At 73.6% G+C, this 12,128-nt stretch carries 11 protein-coding genes; 7 read left to right on the top strand and 4 right to left on the bottom strand.

Going from position 1 to position 12,128, the window contains the following annotated elements:
- Positions 1-87: 87 nt before the first annotated feature.
- Both ACGF5G_RS30225 and ACGF5G_RS30230 read left to right on the top strand, forming a co-directional pair.
- Positions 88-381 carry an antibiotic biosynthesis monooxygenase family protein gene (locus ACGF5G_RS30225; RefSeq protein ID WP_393268988.1) on the top strand — a complete coding sequence of 98 codons (294 nt, stop codon included), beginning with the start codon at positions 88-90 and terminating at the stop codon, positions 379-381.
- Between the two features lie 137 nt (positions 382-518).
- Positions 519-1,277 carry an SDR family oxidoreductase gene (locus ACGF5G_RS30230; protein ID WP_393268990.1) on the top strand — a complete coding sequence of 253 codons (759 nt, stop codon included), beginning with the start codon at positions 519-521 and terminating at the stop codon, positions 1,275-1,277.
- A 97-nt stretch (positions 1,278-1,374) separates the two neighbouring features.
- On the opposite strand, the gene ACGF5G_RS30235 is transcribed toward ACGF5G_RS30230, so the two are convergent.
- Together ACGF5G_RS30235 and uvrB are read right to left on the bottom strand one after the other, a co-directional pair.
- Positions 1,375-2,235, bottom strand: a complete 861-nt coding sequence (locus ACGF5G_RS30235) for a helix-turn-helix domain-containing protein (RefSeq protein ID WP_393268993.1) — start codon at positions 2,233-2,235, stop codon at positions 1,375-1,377.
- 279 nt (positions 2,236-2,514) lie between these two features.
- Positions 2,515-4,623 (bottom strand): excinuclease ABC subunit UvrB, encoded by a 2,109-nt coding sequence (uvrB, locus tag ACGF5G_RS30240; RefSeq protein WP_393268995.1) that lies wholly within the window; start codon positions 4,621-4,623, stop codon positions 2,515-2,517.
- Positions 4,624-4,923: 300 nt separating this feature from the next.
- Here uvrB and ACGF5G_RS30245 point away from each other — a divergent pair, with 300 nt between their 5' ends.
- Positions 4,924-6,417, top strand: a complete 1,494-nt coding sequence (locus tag ACGF5G_RS30245) for a hypothetical protein (RefSeq protein WP_393268998.1) — start codon at positions 4,924-4,926, stop codon at positions 6,415-6,417.
- 72 nt (positions 6,418-6,489) lie between these two features.
- On the opposite strand, the gene coaE is transcribed toward ACGF5G_RS30245, so the two are convergent.
- Both coaE and rpsA read right to left on the bottom strand, forming a co-directional pair.
- Positions 6,490-7,671, bottom strand: coding sequence for a dephospho-CoA kinase (coaE, locus tag ACGF5G_RS30250; protein WP_393269051.1), 1,182 nt, complete (start codon positions 7,669-7,671; stop codon positions 6,490-6,492).
- A gap of 337 nt (positions 7,672-8,008) precedes the next feature.
- The gene (gene rpsA / locus ACGF5G_RS30255; protein WP_357700111.1) at positions 8,009-9,499 is read right to left on the bottom strand and encodes a 30S ribosomal protein S1; all 1,491 of its coding nucleotides are present in this window, start codon (positions 9,497-9,499) and stop codon (positions 8,009-8,011) included.
- A gap of 400 nt (positions 9,500-9,899) precedes the next feature.
- Here rpsA and ACGF5G_RS30260 point away from each other — a divergent pair, with 400 nt between their 5' ends.
- The 4 genes from ACGF5G_RS30260 to ACGF5G_RS30275 are packed head-to-tail and all read left to right on the top strand — an operon-like array spanning position 9,900 to position 12,046.
- Positions 9,900-10,757, top strand: a complete 858-nt coding sequence (locus ACGF5G_RS30260; RefSeq protein ID WP_393269001.1) for a class I SAM-dependent methyltransferase — start codon at positions 9,900-9,902, stop codon at positions 10,755-10,757.
- A 4-nt stretch (positions 10,758-10,761) separates the two neighbouring features.
- Positions 10,762-11,364: a Uma2 family endonuclease gene (locus tag ACGF5G_RS30265; RefSeq protein ID WP_393269004.1), complete on the top strand. Its 603-nt coding sequence runs from the start codon at positions 10,762-10,764 to the stop codon at positions 11,362-11,364.
- 45 nt (positions 11,365-11,409) lie between these two features.
- Positions 11,410-11,631, top strand: coding sequence for a DUF2945 domain-containing protein (locus ACGF5G_RS30270; protein WP_393269006.1), 222 nt, complete (start codon positions 11,410-11,412; stop codon positions 11,629-11,631).
- Complete coding sequence (locus ACGF5G_RS30275; RefSeq protein ID WP_393269009.1) at positions 11,618-12,046, top strand: DUF3140 domain-containing protein; 429 nt, start codon at positions 11,618-11,620, stop codon at positions 12,044-12,046. Before ACGF5G_RS30270 ends, ACGF5G_RS30275 begins: the two co-directional genes overlap by 14 nt.
- The last annotated feature ends 82 nt before the right edge of the window (positions 12,047-12,128 follow it).

Here is a 12,128-nt window from a genome sequence, read left to right on the forward strand (position 1 = left end):
TCCGCGCGCCCACCCTAGATCCGCCCGACCACCGGGAACAGGCCCCCGCGACGGCGGGCCGCCGGGGCGACGTGAAAGGCTGCGGCCATGGTGCTTGAGGTCGCGCTCATCGACGTACTGCCGGGACACGAGGACGAGTTCGCCGCCGCGTACGGCAAGGGACACCCGGTGCTCGCCGGGACGCCGGGCTGCCGGTCGGTGCGGATGACCCGGGGCATGGAGTCCCCGTCCCGGTTCGTGCTGCTGGTCGAGTGGGACTCGGTCGAGGCGCACAACGACAACTTCCGGGGCACCGAGCGCTTCACGCAGTGGCGGGCGCTGATCGGCCCGTACTTCGCCAACCCGCCGCTGGTCGAGCACTTCGTGGACGTGCCGGCCTGAGGCTGTCGTACCCCTGCCCTACCCTGCGCGGTGCACGCGCCGGCTGCCGGTCCCGACGGGCTCGGGGGCGCCGGGCCCGGTGGCCGCGCGGCGAAATCGGGTGGCCGGCGACCGCCCGTGCGGGTTGACTGGCGATCATGACGGACCGGGTGGCCCTGGTGACGGGCGTGAGCCGGCGGATCGGCATCGGCGCGGCGGTCGCCCGCACGCTCGCCGCGGACGGTTGGCGGCTGTTGCTCACCGGCCTGCCGGAGTTCGACGAAGCCCAGCCCTACGGCGGCGATCCCGAGGGCGTGCCGACCCTGCTGGGCGCGTTGGGCGGCGCCAGCTACGTCGCGGCCGACCTGCTCGACCCGGCCGCGCCCGCCGAGCTGGTGGCCGAGGCGGTACGCCGGCACGGTCGGCTCGACGCGGTGGTCGCCGTGCACGCCTACTGCACCGACACGCCGTTCGGCGCGTTGGACCCGGCCGAGGTCGACCGGCACCTGTTGGTCAACGTGCGGGCCACCCTCCTGCTCGCCGAGGCTTTCGCGGCGGCGTTCACCGCCGGATCGGGCGGCCGGCTGGTGCTCTTCTCCAGCGGGCAGCGCCTCGGTCCGATGCCGCATACCCTCGCCTACGCGGTGAGCAAGGCGGCGGTGGAGAACGCCACGTTCCAGCTCTCCCCGCTGCTGATGCCGCAGGGCATCACCGTCAACTGCGTCCACCCGGGCCCGACCGACACCGGATACGCCTCACCCGAGGCGCACGCCGAGATCGCCCAGCTCTTCCCGGCCGGACGCTGGGGCACCCCGCAGGACGCGGCCCGGCTGGTGCGCTTCCTCTGCTCAGCCGACGCCGACTGGATCACCGGGCAGGTGATCGACTCGGAGGGCGGGTTCCGCCGCCACCTCTGATCCGCGCGCCGACGCCACTGCTCCCCGGCTCGGCCGCGCTGCGCGCACCCGGCCGGGTCTGTCGGTGGGCGTCGCCGCCCCGGTGCGCCGGCAGGGGTCACCCGGCGGCACGACGGCTCAGCGCCGCGCTCGTCTCCTCCGGGCTGAGCGCCGCGTCCAGCAGCCAACCGGTGAGCTGGTCGTAGCGGTCGACGTCGGCCGTCGTCGCCAGGCGCACGTCGGTGGTCAGCGCCTCCAGCATCACGGTGCGGGGGTCGGCCGGGTCGGGGAACGAGTAGCAGGAGTACGGCGTGAGCGGCTGCGCCCCGCCCCGCGCGGCGACGCCCCGGGGCAGCAGCCGGATCGTCACGTGCGGCAGGCCGGCCAGGTCGACCAGGAACCGCAGCTGCTCCTGCCACACCTGCGGCGGAATGTCGCCGGCCTCGCAGGCCGCCTCGGCGAGCAGCGCCGTGTAGCGGGGCGGATCGGTGCGCCGCAGCACCTCGTGCCGCATCGCGCGGGCGCGCACGTCGGCCTCCACGTCGACGGTCGGGTCGAGCAGCCGCCCGGCGGCGATCCGCAGCCGCGCGTACGCCGGGGTCTGGAGCAGCCCCGGCACGACGGCGGGCTGCCAGTCCACGATGGTCGCCGCCCCCGCCTCCAGCTCGGCGTAGGTGCGCTGCCGCTCCCCCATCTCCCCCAATGCCTTCCACCAGCCCCGGCTGGTGGCGGCGTCGCGGGCGATGACGATGAGCGCCTCCCGCTGTGGCGGCGGCACCTCGTAGACGTCGAGCAGATCGAGGACGTCGGCGAGATCCGGCCGGCTCTGCCCCAGCTCGATGCGGGACAGCTTGGAGGTGGACGCCCAGCCGAGCCGGTCGCAGACCTGCTCCAGTGTCAGCCCCTCCCGCCTGCGCAACTGGCGCAGCTCGGCGCCCAACCGCGCGCGTCGAATGACCGGACTCGTTGGCAACGGCATCCCCGCCTCCCCACCGAGGGAGATTACGCAGCACGATCACCCAGCGCAATAGTCTGCTCGCGTACCGCAATCGAGACTAGTAGCCCCGTTGCCGACCGGGCCCCGCCGGCCGCCCGTCAGGGCCGGTACGTGCCGAACGCGCAGACGTCGCCGGCCAGGTCACGGGCGGTGCGGTACCCAGGCGCGACCGGGCCCGGCGCCCGAGGCCGCCGACGCCCGGTGGTCTTCGGCGACGGGCCGGCCTCGTGGCGGAACCGCGCGGAGCCGCCAGCCGGGCGGTTACTTCACGCCGGCGGCGTCCATGCCGCGCAGCTCCTTCTTCAGGTCGGCGACCTCGTCGCGGATCCGGGCGGCCAGCTCGAACTGCAGCTCCCGCGCCGCGGCCAGCATCTGGTCGTTGAGTTCCTGGATGAGCTGGGCCAGCTCGGCCCGGGCCATCCCCTCCCGCGCGGGCCCGGCACCGCCGGCCCGGCCGCGACTGCGGGTCTCCTTCACCGGCGCCTTGCCCCGGGACAGCTGCCGCACCGCCCCGCCGACCCGGCTGTTCTCCGTGTCCTCCGCCTCGCGGTAGATGTCGTCGAGGATGTCGTGGATCTTCTTGCGCAGCGGCTCCGGGCTGATGCCGTGCGCCTCGTTGTGCGCGATCTGCTTGGCCCGCCGCCGGTTGGTCTCGTCGATCGCGTCCGCCATCGACGGAGTGATCTTGTCCGCGTACATGTGGACCTGGCCGGAGACGTTCCGGGCCGCCCGGCCGATGGTCTGGATCAGCGACCGGCCACTGCGCAGGAAGCCCTCCTTGTCGGCGTCGAGGATGGCGACCAGCGACACCTCGGGCAGGTCGAGGCCCTCCCGGAGCAGGTTGATGCCGACCAGCACGTCGTAGTCGCCCTTACGCAGCTCGCGCAGCAGCTCCACCCGGCGCAACGTGTCGACCTCGGAGTGCAGGTAACGCACCCGGATGCCGTTCTCCAAAAGGTAGTCGGACAGGTCCTCGGCCATCTTCTTCGTCAGCGTGGTGACCAGCACCCGCTCGTCGCGCTCGGTGCGCAGCTTGATCTCGTGCATCAGGTCGTCGATCTGGCCCTTGGTGGGCTTCACGACGACCTCGGGGTCGATCAGGCCGGTCGGCCGGATCACCTGCTCGACGAACTCGCCCTGGGCCTGCTCCAGCTCCCAGGGGCCGGGCGTGGCGGACAGGAAGACCATCTGGCCCACCCGCTCCAGGAACTCGTCGAACCGCAGCGGCCGGTTGTCGGCCGCGCTGGGCAGCCGGAAGCCGTGGTCGATCAGCATTCGCTTGCGTGACGCGTCGCCCTCGTACATGCCGCCGATCTGCGGGATGGTCACGTGCGACTCGTCGACGACCGCCAGGAAGTCGTCGGGGAAGTAGTCGAGCAGGCAGTGCGGCGGGCTGCCCGGCAGCCGGCCGTCGATGTGCATCGAGTAGTTCTCGATGCCGGAGCAGAAACCGACCTGCCGCATCATCTCGATGTCGTAGGTCGTGCGCATCCGCAGCCGCTGGGCCTCCAACAGCTTGCCCTGCCGCTCCAGCTCGGCCAACCGCTCGCCCAGCTCGGCCTCGATGTCGCGGATCGCCCGCTCCATCCGCTCCGGGCCGGCCGCGTAGTGGGTGGCCGGGAAGATCAGCAGGTGGTCGACCTCGCGGACCACGTCGCCGGTGAGCGGGTTGAGATAGTAGAGCTTCTCCACCTCGTCACCGAAGAGCTCGATCCGGACGGCCAGCTCCTCGTAGGCCGGGATGATCTCCAGCGTGTCGCCCCGGACCCGGAAGGTGCCCCGGTTGAAGGCCATGTCGTTGCGCGAATACTGGATGTCGACCAGGCGGCGCAGCAGCTGGTCGCGGTCGAGCTCCTGCCCGACGGCGACGCGCACGGCCCGGTCGAGGTATTCCTCCGGGGTGCCCAGGCCGTAGATCGCCGAGACGGTGGCCACCACCACCACGTCGCGCCGGGTCAGCAGCGACATCGTCGCCGAGTGCCGCAGCCGCTCGACCTCCTCGTTGATCGAGGAGTCCTTCTCGATGTAGGTGTCGGTCTGCGGGATGTAGGCCTCGGGCTGGTAGTAGTCGTAGTAGGAGACGAAATACTCCACCGCGTTGTGCGGCAGCAGCTCGCTGAACTCCTTGGCCAGCTGGGCGCAGAGCGTCTTGTTGGGCGCGAGCACCAGCGTCGGCCGCTGCAACCGCTCGACGAGCCACGCCGTGGTGGCGCTCTTGCCGGTGCCGGTCGCGCCGAGCAGCACCGTGTTGCGGTCGCCGCGTCGGACCCGACGCTCCAGGTCGTCGATGGCCGCCGGCTGGTCGCCGGCCGGCTGGAAGTCGCTGACGACCTGGAAGCGGCCGTCGAGCCGGGGAATGTCGAGCGCCATGACCCCAACGGTACGCCGGGGGTCCGACACCCCGCTCCGACTACGGACGGTCCCTGATCGGCTTCGATATTCCCATTGTGTGGCCGATCTCACGAGACTACGCTCTCGGTGTAGGCCGCTCGCGGCGGCCGACCGGGCAGGCGGCCAGGCCCTCAGCGGCCGGCCCGCCCCCGGCACAGGGGTCGCAGCACCCGGCACGCCCGGCGTGCGCACCCGACGTGGTCGCGCCCGAGGCGCTGACCGGCCGCCGCGAGCGCCCCTGCTCGTCACCCCGCGACGGTGAATCCCGTTCAACCATCCGTGGACACCTCCGCCGCCCGGGCCACCCGTGCCGACCCTACCTCCCCGCCGCAGGACCGGCCGCCGCACGACGACGCCCACACCGGGGCCGTCCCGCGGGTGCTGACCGGCCGCCGGCGCACCACCCTCCTGGTGCTCGCGGTCGTGGCCGTGCTCTCCGCGGCGGCGCTGGTCGCGGGGCTGCTGAGCTGGTCGCCCGACCGGTCGGAGCCGTCCCGGGCGCTGACCGGTGACGAGCGCGAGCGGCTGGCCGCGATGCGGGTCACCAACCACCGTGACCTGCGGGCCGGGGTGCGGGTGACGACGGGCACCGGGTCCGACCGCATCGAACTGGTCGGCTGGGTCGACTGGTCCCGGCCGCTGGTCTACCTGGACGTCGGCGGGCCCGGCGCGGGCGCCGAACGCGGCCTGCTGCAGGCCACGCCGACCGTGGCCGTGCTGCGGCCCGACCCGTCGGCGGTGCCCACCGCCGCACCGCCTCCGCTGGTGCCGCCGGCGGACCGCTGGCGGCTGCACGACCCGTCCGGCGGGCGAGGGCTCGCCGCCGTGCTCGACCTGCTCTTCCGGCTCGGCGCGGACCGCCCCGAGCCGCCCTCGGCGGCCGCCCGCTGGGTGGGCCGCGCCACCGTCGGGGCGGAGCGGGTCGACATCCTCCAGGCGCCGTCGGCCCCGGGCACGCCACCGCCACCCGCGTCCGCGGCGACGGGCGACCACCCGCGCTACTGGCTGGACCGCGACGCCCGCCTGCACCGGCTGGAGACCGGACTGCCCGGCGTCGGGCCGGTCACCGTGCAGTTCACCCGCACCAACCGGCCGACGCTGCGGCCGGTCGACGCCCTCGGCGGCCGGCCCGGGCAGCCCCGGGCCCTGACCGCCGGGGAGCGGGACCGGCTGGACCGGCTGCCCGCCCGGCTCCGCGCCGCCGGCGGCGCCTCCGTCACCCTCACCGGGCCCCTCGCCGCCGGCACCAACCTGCGCGGCGCCGGCTGGGTGAGCTGGACCGACCGGGCCGCGTACGTGGCCGTCGCCGACCTCGGCGCACCGGAGCACCGGGCGCTGCTGCGCGTCGACGGGACGGACGTGACCCGGGCGGAGGTCCCCGCCACGACGGTTCCCGGCACGGTGGAGGCACCCGGCCGGCCCCCGCTGCCGCCGCCCGCCCAGGGCTGGCGGGCCGACCCGACGCGGGCCGGCGACCTGGGCCTGCTGCTCGGCGCGGCGCTGCGGGCCGCCCGGTCGCCCGCGCCGCGGGGCGCCACTCTCCGGGTGCGCGGAGACAGCCTGTCCGGGAGGACCGTGGACGTGGTCGAGCTGCGCACGTCCGGGGCGCTGCTGCGCTACTGGATCGACCGGTCCGGCGTGCTGCGCCGGCTGGAGCTGCGTACCCGGTCGGGTGCCTGGGCCCAGCTCGACCTGGCCCCCGGCGCGGTGCCCCGGTTGCCCGCCGCCCGGCCGGCGCCGCAGCGCCCGGAAGCGCCGGCCGGCGGGCGATGACCGATCGGGGTCAGGGTCGCCGCCGGGCGACGTCAGAGCCCCGGCGCGCCGGCGACGGCGGCCGGTGACGGGTCAGGGGCGCCAGCCGGTCTGCGCCGCCCAGTCCTCGGCGCGCAGGTGCTCCTCGTCGAACCACGGGTCCTTCGCCGTGGTGTAGGTGGCGCTGTCCGGGGCCGAGGCGGCCAGTTCCCGCTTCAGCAGCAGGTAGGCCGCCCGCTGGTCCGGGTCGGCACGCAGGTGGTCGCGCATCAGCAGCGCGTACCGCCAGCCGGGCGTGTCCACGGCGCGGACGTGCAGGTACACGAGGCGGCCCGGGTCGGCGCTGCCGTGCAGCCGCTTCTCCCACCGGCCGCTGCCGGGCAGCCGGGGGTTGTCCCACCAGTCGCCGGGCAGGCGCGGGAAGCCCGCGGCGGCGAGCCGCTCGGCCAGCGGGCCGTCCGCGTCGGCGAGGGTCGGCACGGTGAGCTGGATGTCGATCACGTCCTTGGCGGCGAGGCCGGGCACCGCGGTCGAGCCAATGTGATCGATCCGCAGGTCGGCGGGGGCGATCGCGTGCCGGATCCGGGCGGCGAGCCGCGCGTACTGCTGCGGCCAGGTCGGGTCGGCCTCGGTCAGCACGACGCGGTGCGGTCGCACCGGTCGCCGCTCGCGCAGGTTCGCCTCGTAGGGCAGCAGCCGCTCCTGCCACAGCGCGTCGACCGCCGCGTGCAGGTCGGCGAGGCTGCCGTCGTTGGTCAGCACCACGTCCGCCGCGGCACGGCGTCGGGCGTCGTCGGCCTGCGCGGCGATCCGCCGCTCGGCCTCCGCCTGGTCCATCCCGCGGTCGCGGGCCAGCCGCGCCAACCGGGTGGCCACCGCCGTCTGCACCACGACCACCAGGTGGTACGTGGGCGCAAGCCCCACCTCCACCAGCAGCGGCACGTCGTTGACCACGATCGCGTCGGGCACCGCCGCGGCGGCCAGTTCGGCCGTGCGGGCCCGTACGCGGGGATGGATGATCCCCTCCAGCCGACGCCGGGCCGCCTCGTCGGCGAAGACCACCGCGCCCAGCGCCGCCCGGTCGAGGGCCCCGCCGGCGTCGAGGACCCGGTCGGAGAAGGCCGCGACGATCTCGGCCAGTCCCTCGGTGCCCGGCGCCACCACCTCCCGGGCCACCTGGTCGGCGTCGATGACCACCGCGCCCCGCTCGGCCAGCCGGGACGCCACCGCGCTCTTGCCGGATCCGATCCCCCCGGTCAACCCCACCATCAGCACCGGACCAGTCAACCCGATCTTCCCCGCACCGCCAAACGGGGCCGGTGCCCGCGCCCGGTACGCCCGCCCCGCCGGACGGAGGCCGGCGCGGGCCATCCGGGCCACGGTCTGGCTGGCCGCCGGGTGGATGGGCCCGGCCTCCGGGCCCCACCGGCACGGACGGGCCCGGCGCCCCGCCCCACCGGAACGAACCGGCCGGTGCCGGGGCCCGCCGGAGCGGCGCCGAGCGGCCGCCCCGCGCCGGAGCGGGGGCCGGCAGGGGCGGGCAACGGCGAGGGCCCCGCCCCCGGCGATCTCGCGATCGCGGGGACGGGGCCCTCGTCCGTCGTTCAGCGGGTCACTTGCCGCCGGCGAGCTTCTCCCGCAGAGCGGCGAGCGCCTCGTCGGTGGCCAGGGTGCCGGCCGGCTCCTCGGCCTGCCGGCTCGGGGCCGCGCTGGTCGAGGTGGTGGTGCCACCGGTGACGGCCGGAGCCGGGTTGGCAGCGGCCTCGGCGTCGGCGGCGCGGGAGGTCTGCACCTGCTTGGTGTGGGCCTCCCAGCGCTGACGGGCCTCGGCGTACTGGTTCTCCCAGGTCTCGCGCTGCTTGTCGTACCCCTCGAGCCACTCGCCCGTCTCCGGGTCGAAGCCCTCCGGGTAGATGTAGTTGCCCTCGGCGTCGTAGGTCGCGGCCATGCCGTAGAGGGTCGGGTCGAAGTGCTCCTCGCCCTCGACGAAGCCCTCGTTGGCCTGCTTGAGCGACAGCGAGATCCGGCGGCGCTCCAGGTCGATGTCGATGACCTTGACCATGACCTCGGAGCCGACCTGGACGACCTGCTCCGGGATCTCCACGTGGCGCTCGGCCAGCTCGGAGATGTGGACCAGGCCCTCGATGCCGTCGTCCACCCGGACGAAGGCGCCGAACGGCACCAGCTTGGTGACCTTACCCGGCACGATCTGCTGGATCGCGTGGGTGCGGGCGAACTGCCGCCACGGGTCCTCCTGGGTCGCCTTCAGCGACAGCGAGACCCGCTCGCGGTCCAGGTCGACGTCCAGGACCTCGACCTCGACCTCCTGGCCCACCTCGACGACCTCGGACGGGTGGTCGATGTGCTTCCAGGACAGCTCGGAGACGTGCACCAGGCCGTCCACGCCGCCCAGGTCGACGAACGCGCCGAAGTTGACGATCGAGGACACGACGCCCTTGCGGACCTGGCCCTTCTGCAGCTTGTTGAGGAACTCGGTGCGCACCTCGGACTGCGTCTGCTCCAGCCAGGCCCGGCGGGACAGGACCACGTTGTTGCGGTTCTTGTCCAGCTCGATGATCTTGGCCTCGAGCTCACGGCCGACGTACGGCTGCAGGTCCCGCACCCGACGCATCTCGACCAGGGAGGCGGGCAGGAAGCCGCGCAGCCCGATGTCGAGGATGAGGCCGCCCTTGACCACCTCGATGACCGAGCCGCGGACGACGCCGTCCTCGTCCTTGATCTTCTCGATGGTGCCCCAGGCCCGCTCGTACTGCGCCCGCTTCTTGGAGAGGATCAGACGCCCCTCCTTGTCCTCCTTCTGGAGGACCAGGGCCTCGATGTGATCACCAACCGAAACGACCTCGGCCGGGTCCACGTCGTGCTTGATCGACAACTCCCGAGAGGGGATGACGCCCTCGGTCTTGTAGCCGATGTCGAGCAGGACCTCGTCCCGATCGACCTTGACGACGGTGCCTTCGACAATGTCGCCGTCGTTGAAGTACTTGATGGTCTCGTCGATCGCGGCGAGGAAAGCCTCCTCGGAACCGAGATCGTCGTGGGTGACCCGGGTGGCGCTCGAGGGGGCCTCGATGCTGCTCGTCATGTGGGCGGTTGCTCCGGTCGGATGGTGTGTCACAGCAGGCTGGTGTCGCGGTGACCTGTTCGCGCCAGCGGATCCGTCGCCGGGCACACCGAAGATCGAGTGAGATCATGGAGGTAACTCCGCCAGTGGTCCCGGAGACCGCGCACCTGCTCCCTGCCGAGGCACACGATTCGCGAGCGCATCGTCTAGCCTACCCGCTGCATTACCACAGCGTGCAAGGCCTCCCGCCCTCTCGCCGCCTCGCCACCTGCGAAAGCGGAGATTTCGGTAGGAAGCTGTCCCACCTGTCGCGTCCGTCACAACGGCACCACCGGGAACCGTAGCGCCACCCCTGTTCCGCCACGCCCGGGGGCTCGCCGCCCGCCGCCGCGCCCTGCGGGAGAGGCACTAGCGTGAGCGGGTGGACGACGACAGCAGCCGGGTGACCCGGCGCCGGGTGGGCGACGCCGAGGCCCGGCGCGCCAGCCGCCACTGGTGGGACACCGACGCCGACGACTATCAGGCCGAGCACGGCGGCTTCCTCGGCGACCTCGACTTCGTCTGGTGCCCCGAGGGGGTACGCGAGGCGGACGTACGGCTGCTGGGCGAACTGACCGGGCGGCGTGTGCTGGAGGTCGGCTGCGGCGCCGCGGCCGCCGCGCGGTGGCTCGCCACCCGGGGCGCCCGGCCGGTCGCCATGGACCTGTCCGCCGGCATGTTGCGACACGCCGCCCTCGCCGCCGCGCGCACCGGCGTACGCGTGCCGCTGGTGCAGGCCGACGCGCTGGCGCTGCCCTTCGCCGACGCGGCGTTCGACACCGCGTGCACGGCGTTCGGGGCGATCCCGTTCGTGGCCGACTCGGCGGCGGTGATGCGCGAGGTGTTCCGGGTGCTGCGCCCCGGCGGTCGCTGGGTGTTCTCGGTGACCCACCCGATGCGGTGGATCTTCCTCGACGACCCGGGCGAGGGCGGGCTGACCGCCACGCACTCGTACTTCGACCGCTCCCCCTACGTGGAGCAGGACGAGACCGGCGCGGCCACCTACGTCGAGCAGCACCGCACGCTCGGCGACCGGATCCGGGAGATCGTGGGCGCCGGGTTCGGCCTGGTCAACCTGGTCGAGCCGGAGTGGCCCGAGGGGCACGAGGGGATCTGGGGGCAGTGGAGCCCGCTGCGCGGCCGCCTCTTTCCCGGCACTGCCATCTTCGTCGCCGAGAAGCCCGCCCGAGAAGCCGGACAGCCGGTGCGGCGGCCAGGGCCGCCCGCAGGGTTACGCTGAGCCGGTGAGCGCCGAGCCGATCGCGACACCACCTGGCCCCTGGTGTCCTGACCCGATCCGGCAGCAGCGTGCGGACTACACGCTGGAGGATCTGCTCAACCTGCCGGACGACGCCCCGCGCGTCGAACTCGTCGACGGAGTCATCCAGGTGACACCCTCCCCCACCCTGGGCCACCAGGACATCTCCAGCCTGCTCTGGCTGTGGCTGCGGACCCACGCCCCCGCCCACCTCCGCGCCGCTCAGGCCGTCGGCGTGGCCCTCAACGCGAACACCAGTCGACAGCCGGACGTGCTGCTGCGCCGGGCCGAGGTGACCCCCGACCGGTCACTGCTCGTGCCTGACGACGTCATCCTCGCCGTGGAGGTGGTGTCCCCGGGTACGCGGCGCACCGACAGGTTCGCCAAGCCGGGTGAGTACGCCGCCGCGGGCATCCCGTTCTACTGGCGCATCGAACAGGACCCCGTGCACCTGTACGCCTACCGCCGGGGCGAGCGGCTCGGGCCGGGCGGAGAGCGGCAGTACGAACTGATCACCGACAGCGCCGAGCTGGTCGAACTCAGCGAGCCGTTCGAGATCAAGCTGCCGATCGCCGAGATCACCCCCTAGCCGGTCCCCCCGTTTCCTGGCATCGACGCCGGGTACCCACCCGGCATGGCCGAGCAGAACGAGTTCCGCAAGGGTGACCACGTCTCCTGGGCCAGTCACAGCGGCCGGGCGTACGGCGTGGTCAAGGAGAAGCTGATCGACCGGACGCACGTGCGCGGGCACGCCGTGAACGCGTCCCCGGAGCACCCGCAGTACCGGATCCGCAACGACGACTCGGGCCGGGACGTCGCCCACCGACCGGAGGTGCTGCGCCATGAGCGGGGGTGACGAGGGTCGGGACGTCTATCGGGAGTTCACCGAGGCGGTGAACATGAAGCCCGGCGAGCTGTCGACGTGGCTGGAGACCGACGAGTCGAAGCATGTCGGCTGGCGGAAGGGCACCAAGGGCGGCGAGTCGGTGGGGCACGAGTCCGGCCGCAGGATCATCAGCCTGCTGCGCCGCAAGCGCGACCAGCTCTCCGAGGACGACTACCGGCACATGCGCAAGGTCGTCGGGTACGTCCGGCGGCACATGGCGCAGCGACCGAGCGGCGACGTGCGCCAGACCCGGTGGCGGTACTCCCTGATGAACTGGGGTCACGATCCCGTCAAGGCCCCGCTCCCGCCGCCCGGCGGACCGTCCCGGAAGGCCCTGGAGCGGCACGGCGCCCCGCCGAAGTCCCGCCGGGGACCGGGACGGTGAACCGGACCCGGCCACGACGTCCGGCAGGGGTGGTACGCCGGAACGGGCCGACACGACGCCGACCCGCGACGGGTTGCGGGGC

The sequence above is a fragment of the Micromonospora sp. NPDC047730 genome (genome assembly GCF_043204765.1).
Lineage (GTDB): Bacteria > Actinomycetota > Actinomycetes > Mycobacteriales > Micromonosporaceae > Micromonospora.

Coding starts and splice junctions, on each gene's coding strand:
- ACGF5G_RS30270 (WP_393269006.1), top strand. CDS start 11,410: ATGGCCGAGCAGAACGAGTTCCGCAAGGGTGACCACGTCTCCTGGGCC.
- ACGF5G_RS30275 (WP_393269009.1), top strand. CDS start 11,618: ATGAGCGGGGGTGACGAGGGTCGGGACGTCTATCGGGAGTTCACCGAG.
- ACGF5G_RS30230 (WP_393268990.1), top strand. CDS start 519: ATGACGGACCGGGTGGCCCTGGTGACGGGCGTGAGCCGGCGGATCGGC.
- ACGF5G_RS30225 (WP_393268988.1), top strand. CDS start 88: ATGGTGCTTGAGGTCGCGCTCATCGACGTACTGCCGGGACACGAGGAC.
- rpsA (WP_357700111.1), bottom strand. CDS start 9,499: ATGACGAGCAGCATCGAGGCCCCCTCGAGCGCCACCCGGGTCACCCAC.
- uvrB (WP_393268995.1), bottom strand. CDS start 4,623: ATGGCGCTCGACATTCCCCGGCTCGACGGCCGCTTCCAGGTCGTCAGC.
- ACGF5G_RS30235 (WP_393268993.1), bottom strand. CDS start 2,235: ATGCCGTTGCCAACGAGTCCGGTCATTCGACGCGCGCGGTTGGGCGCC.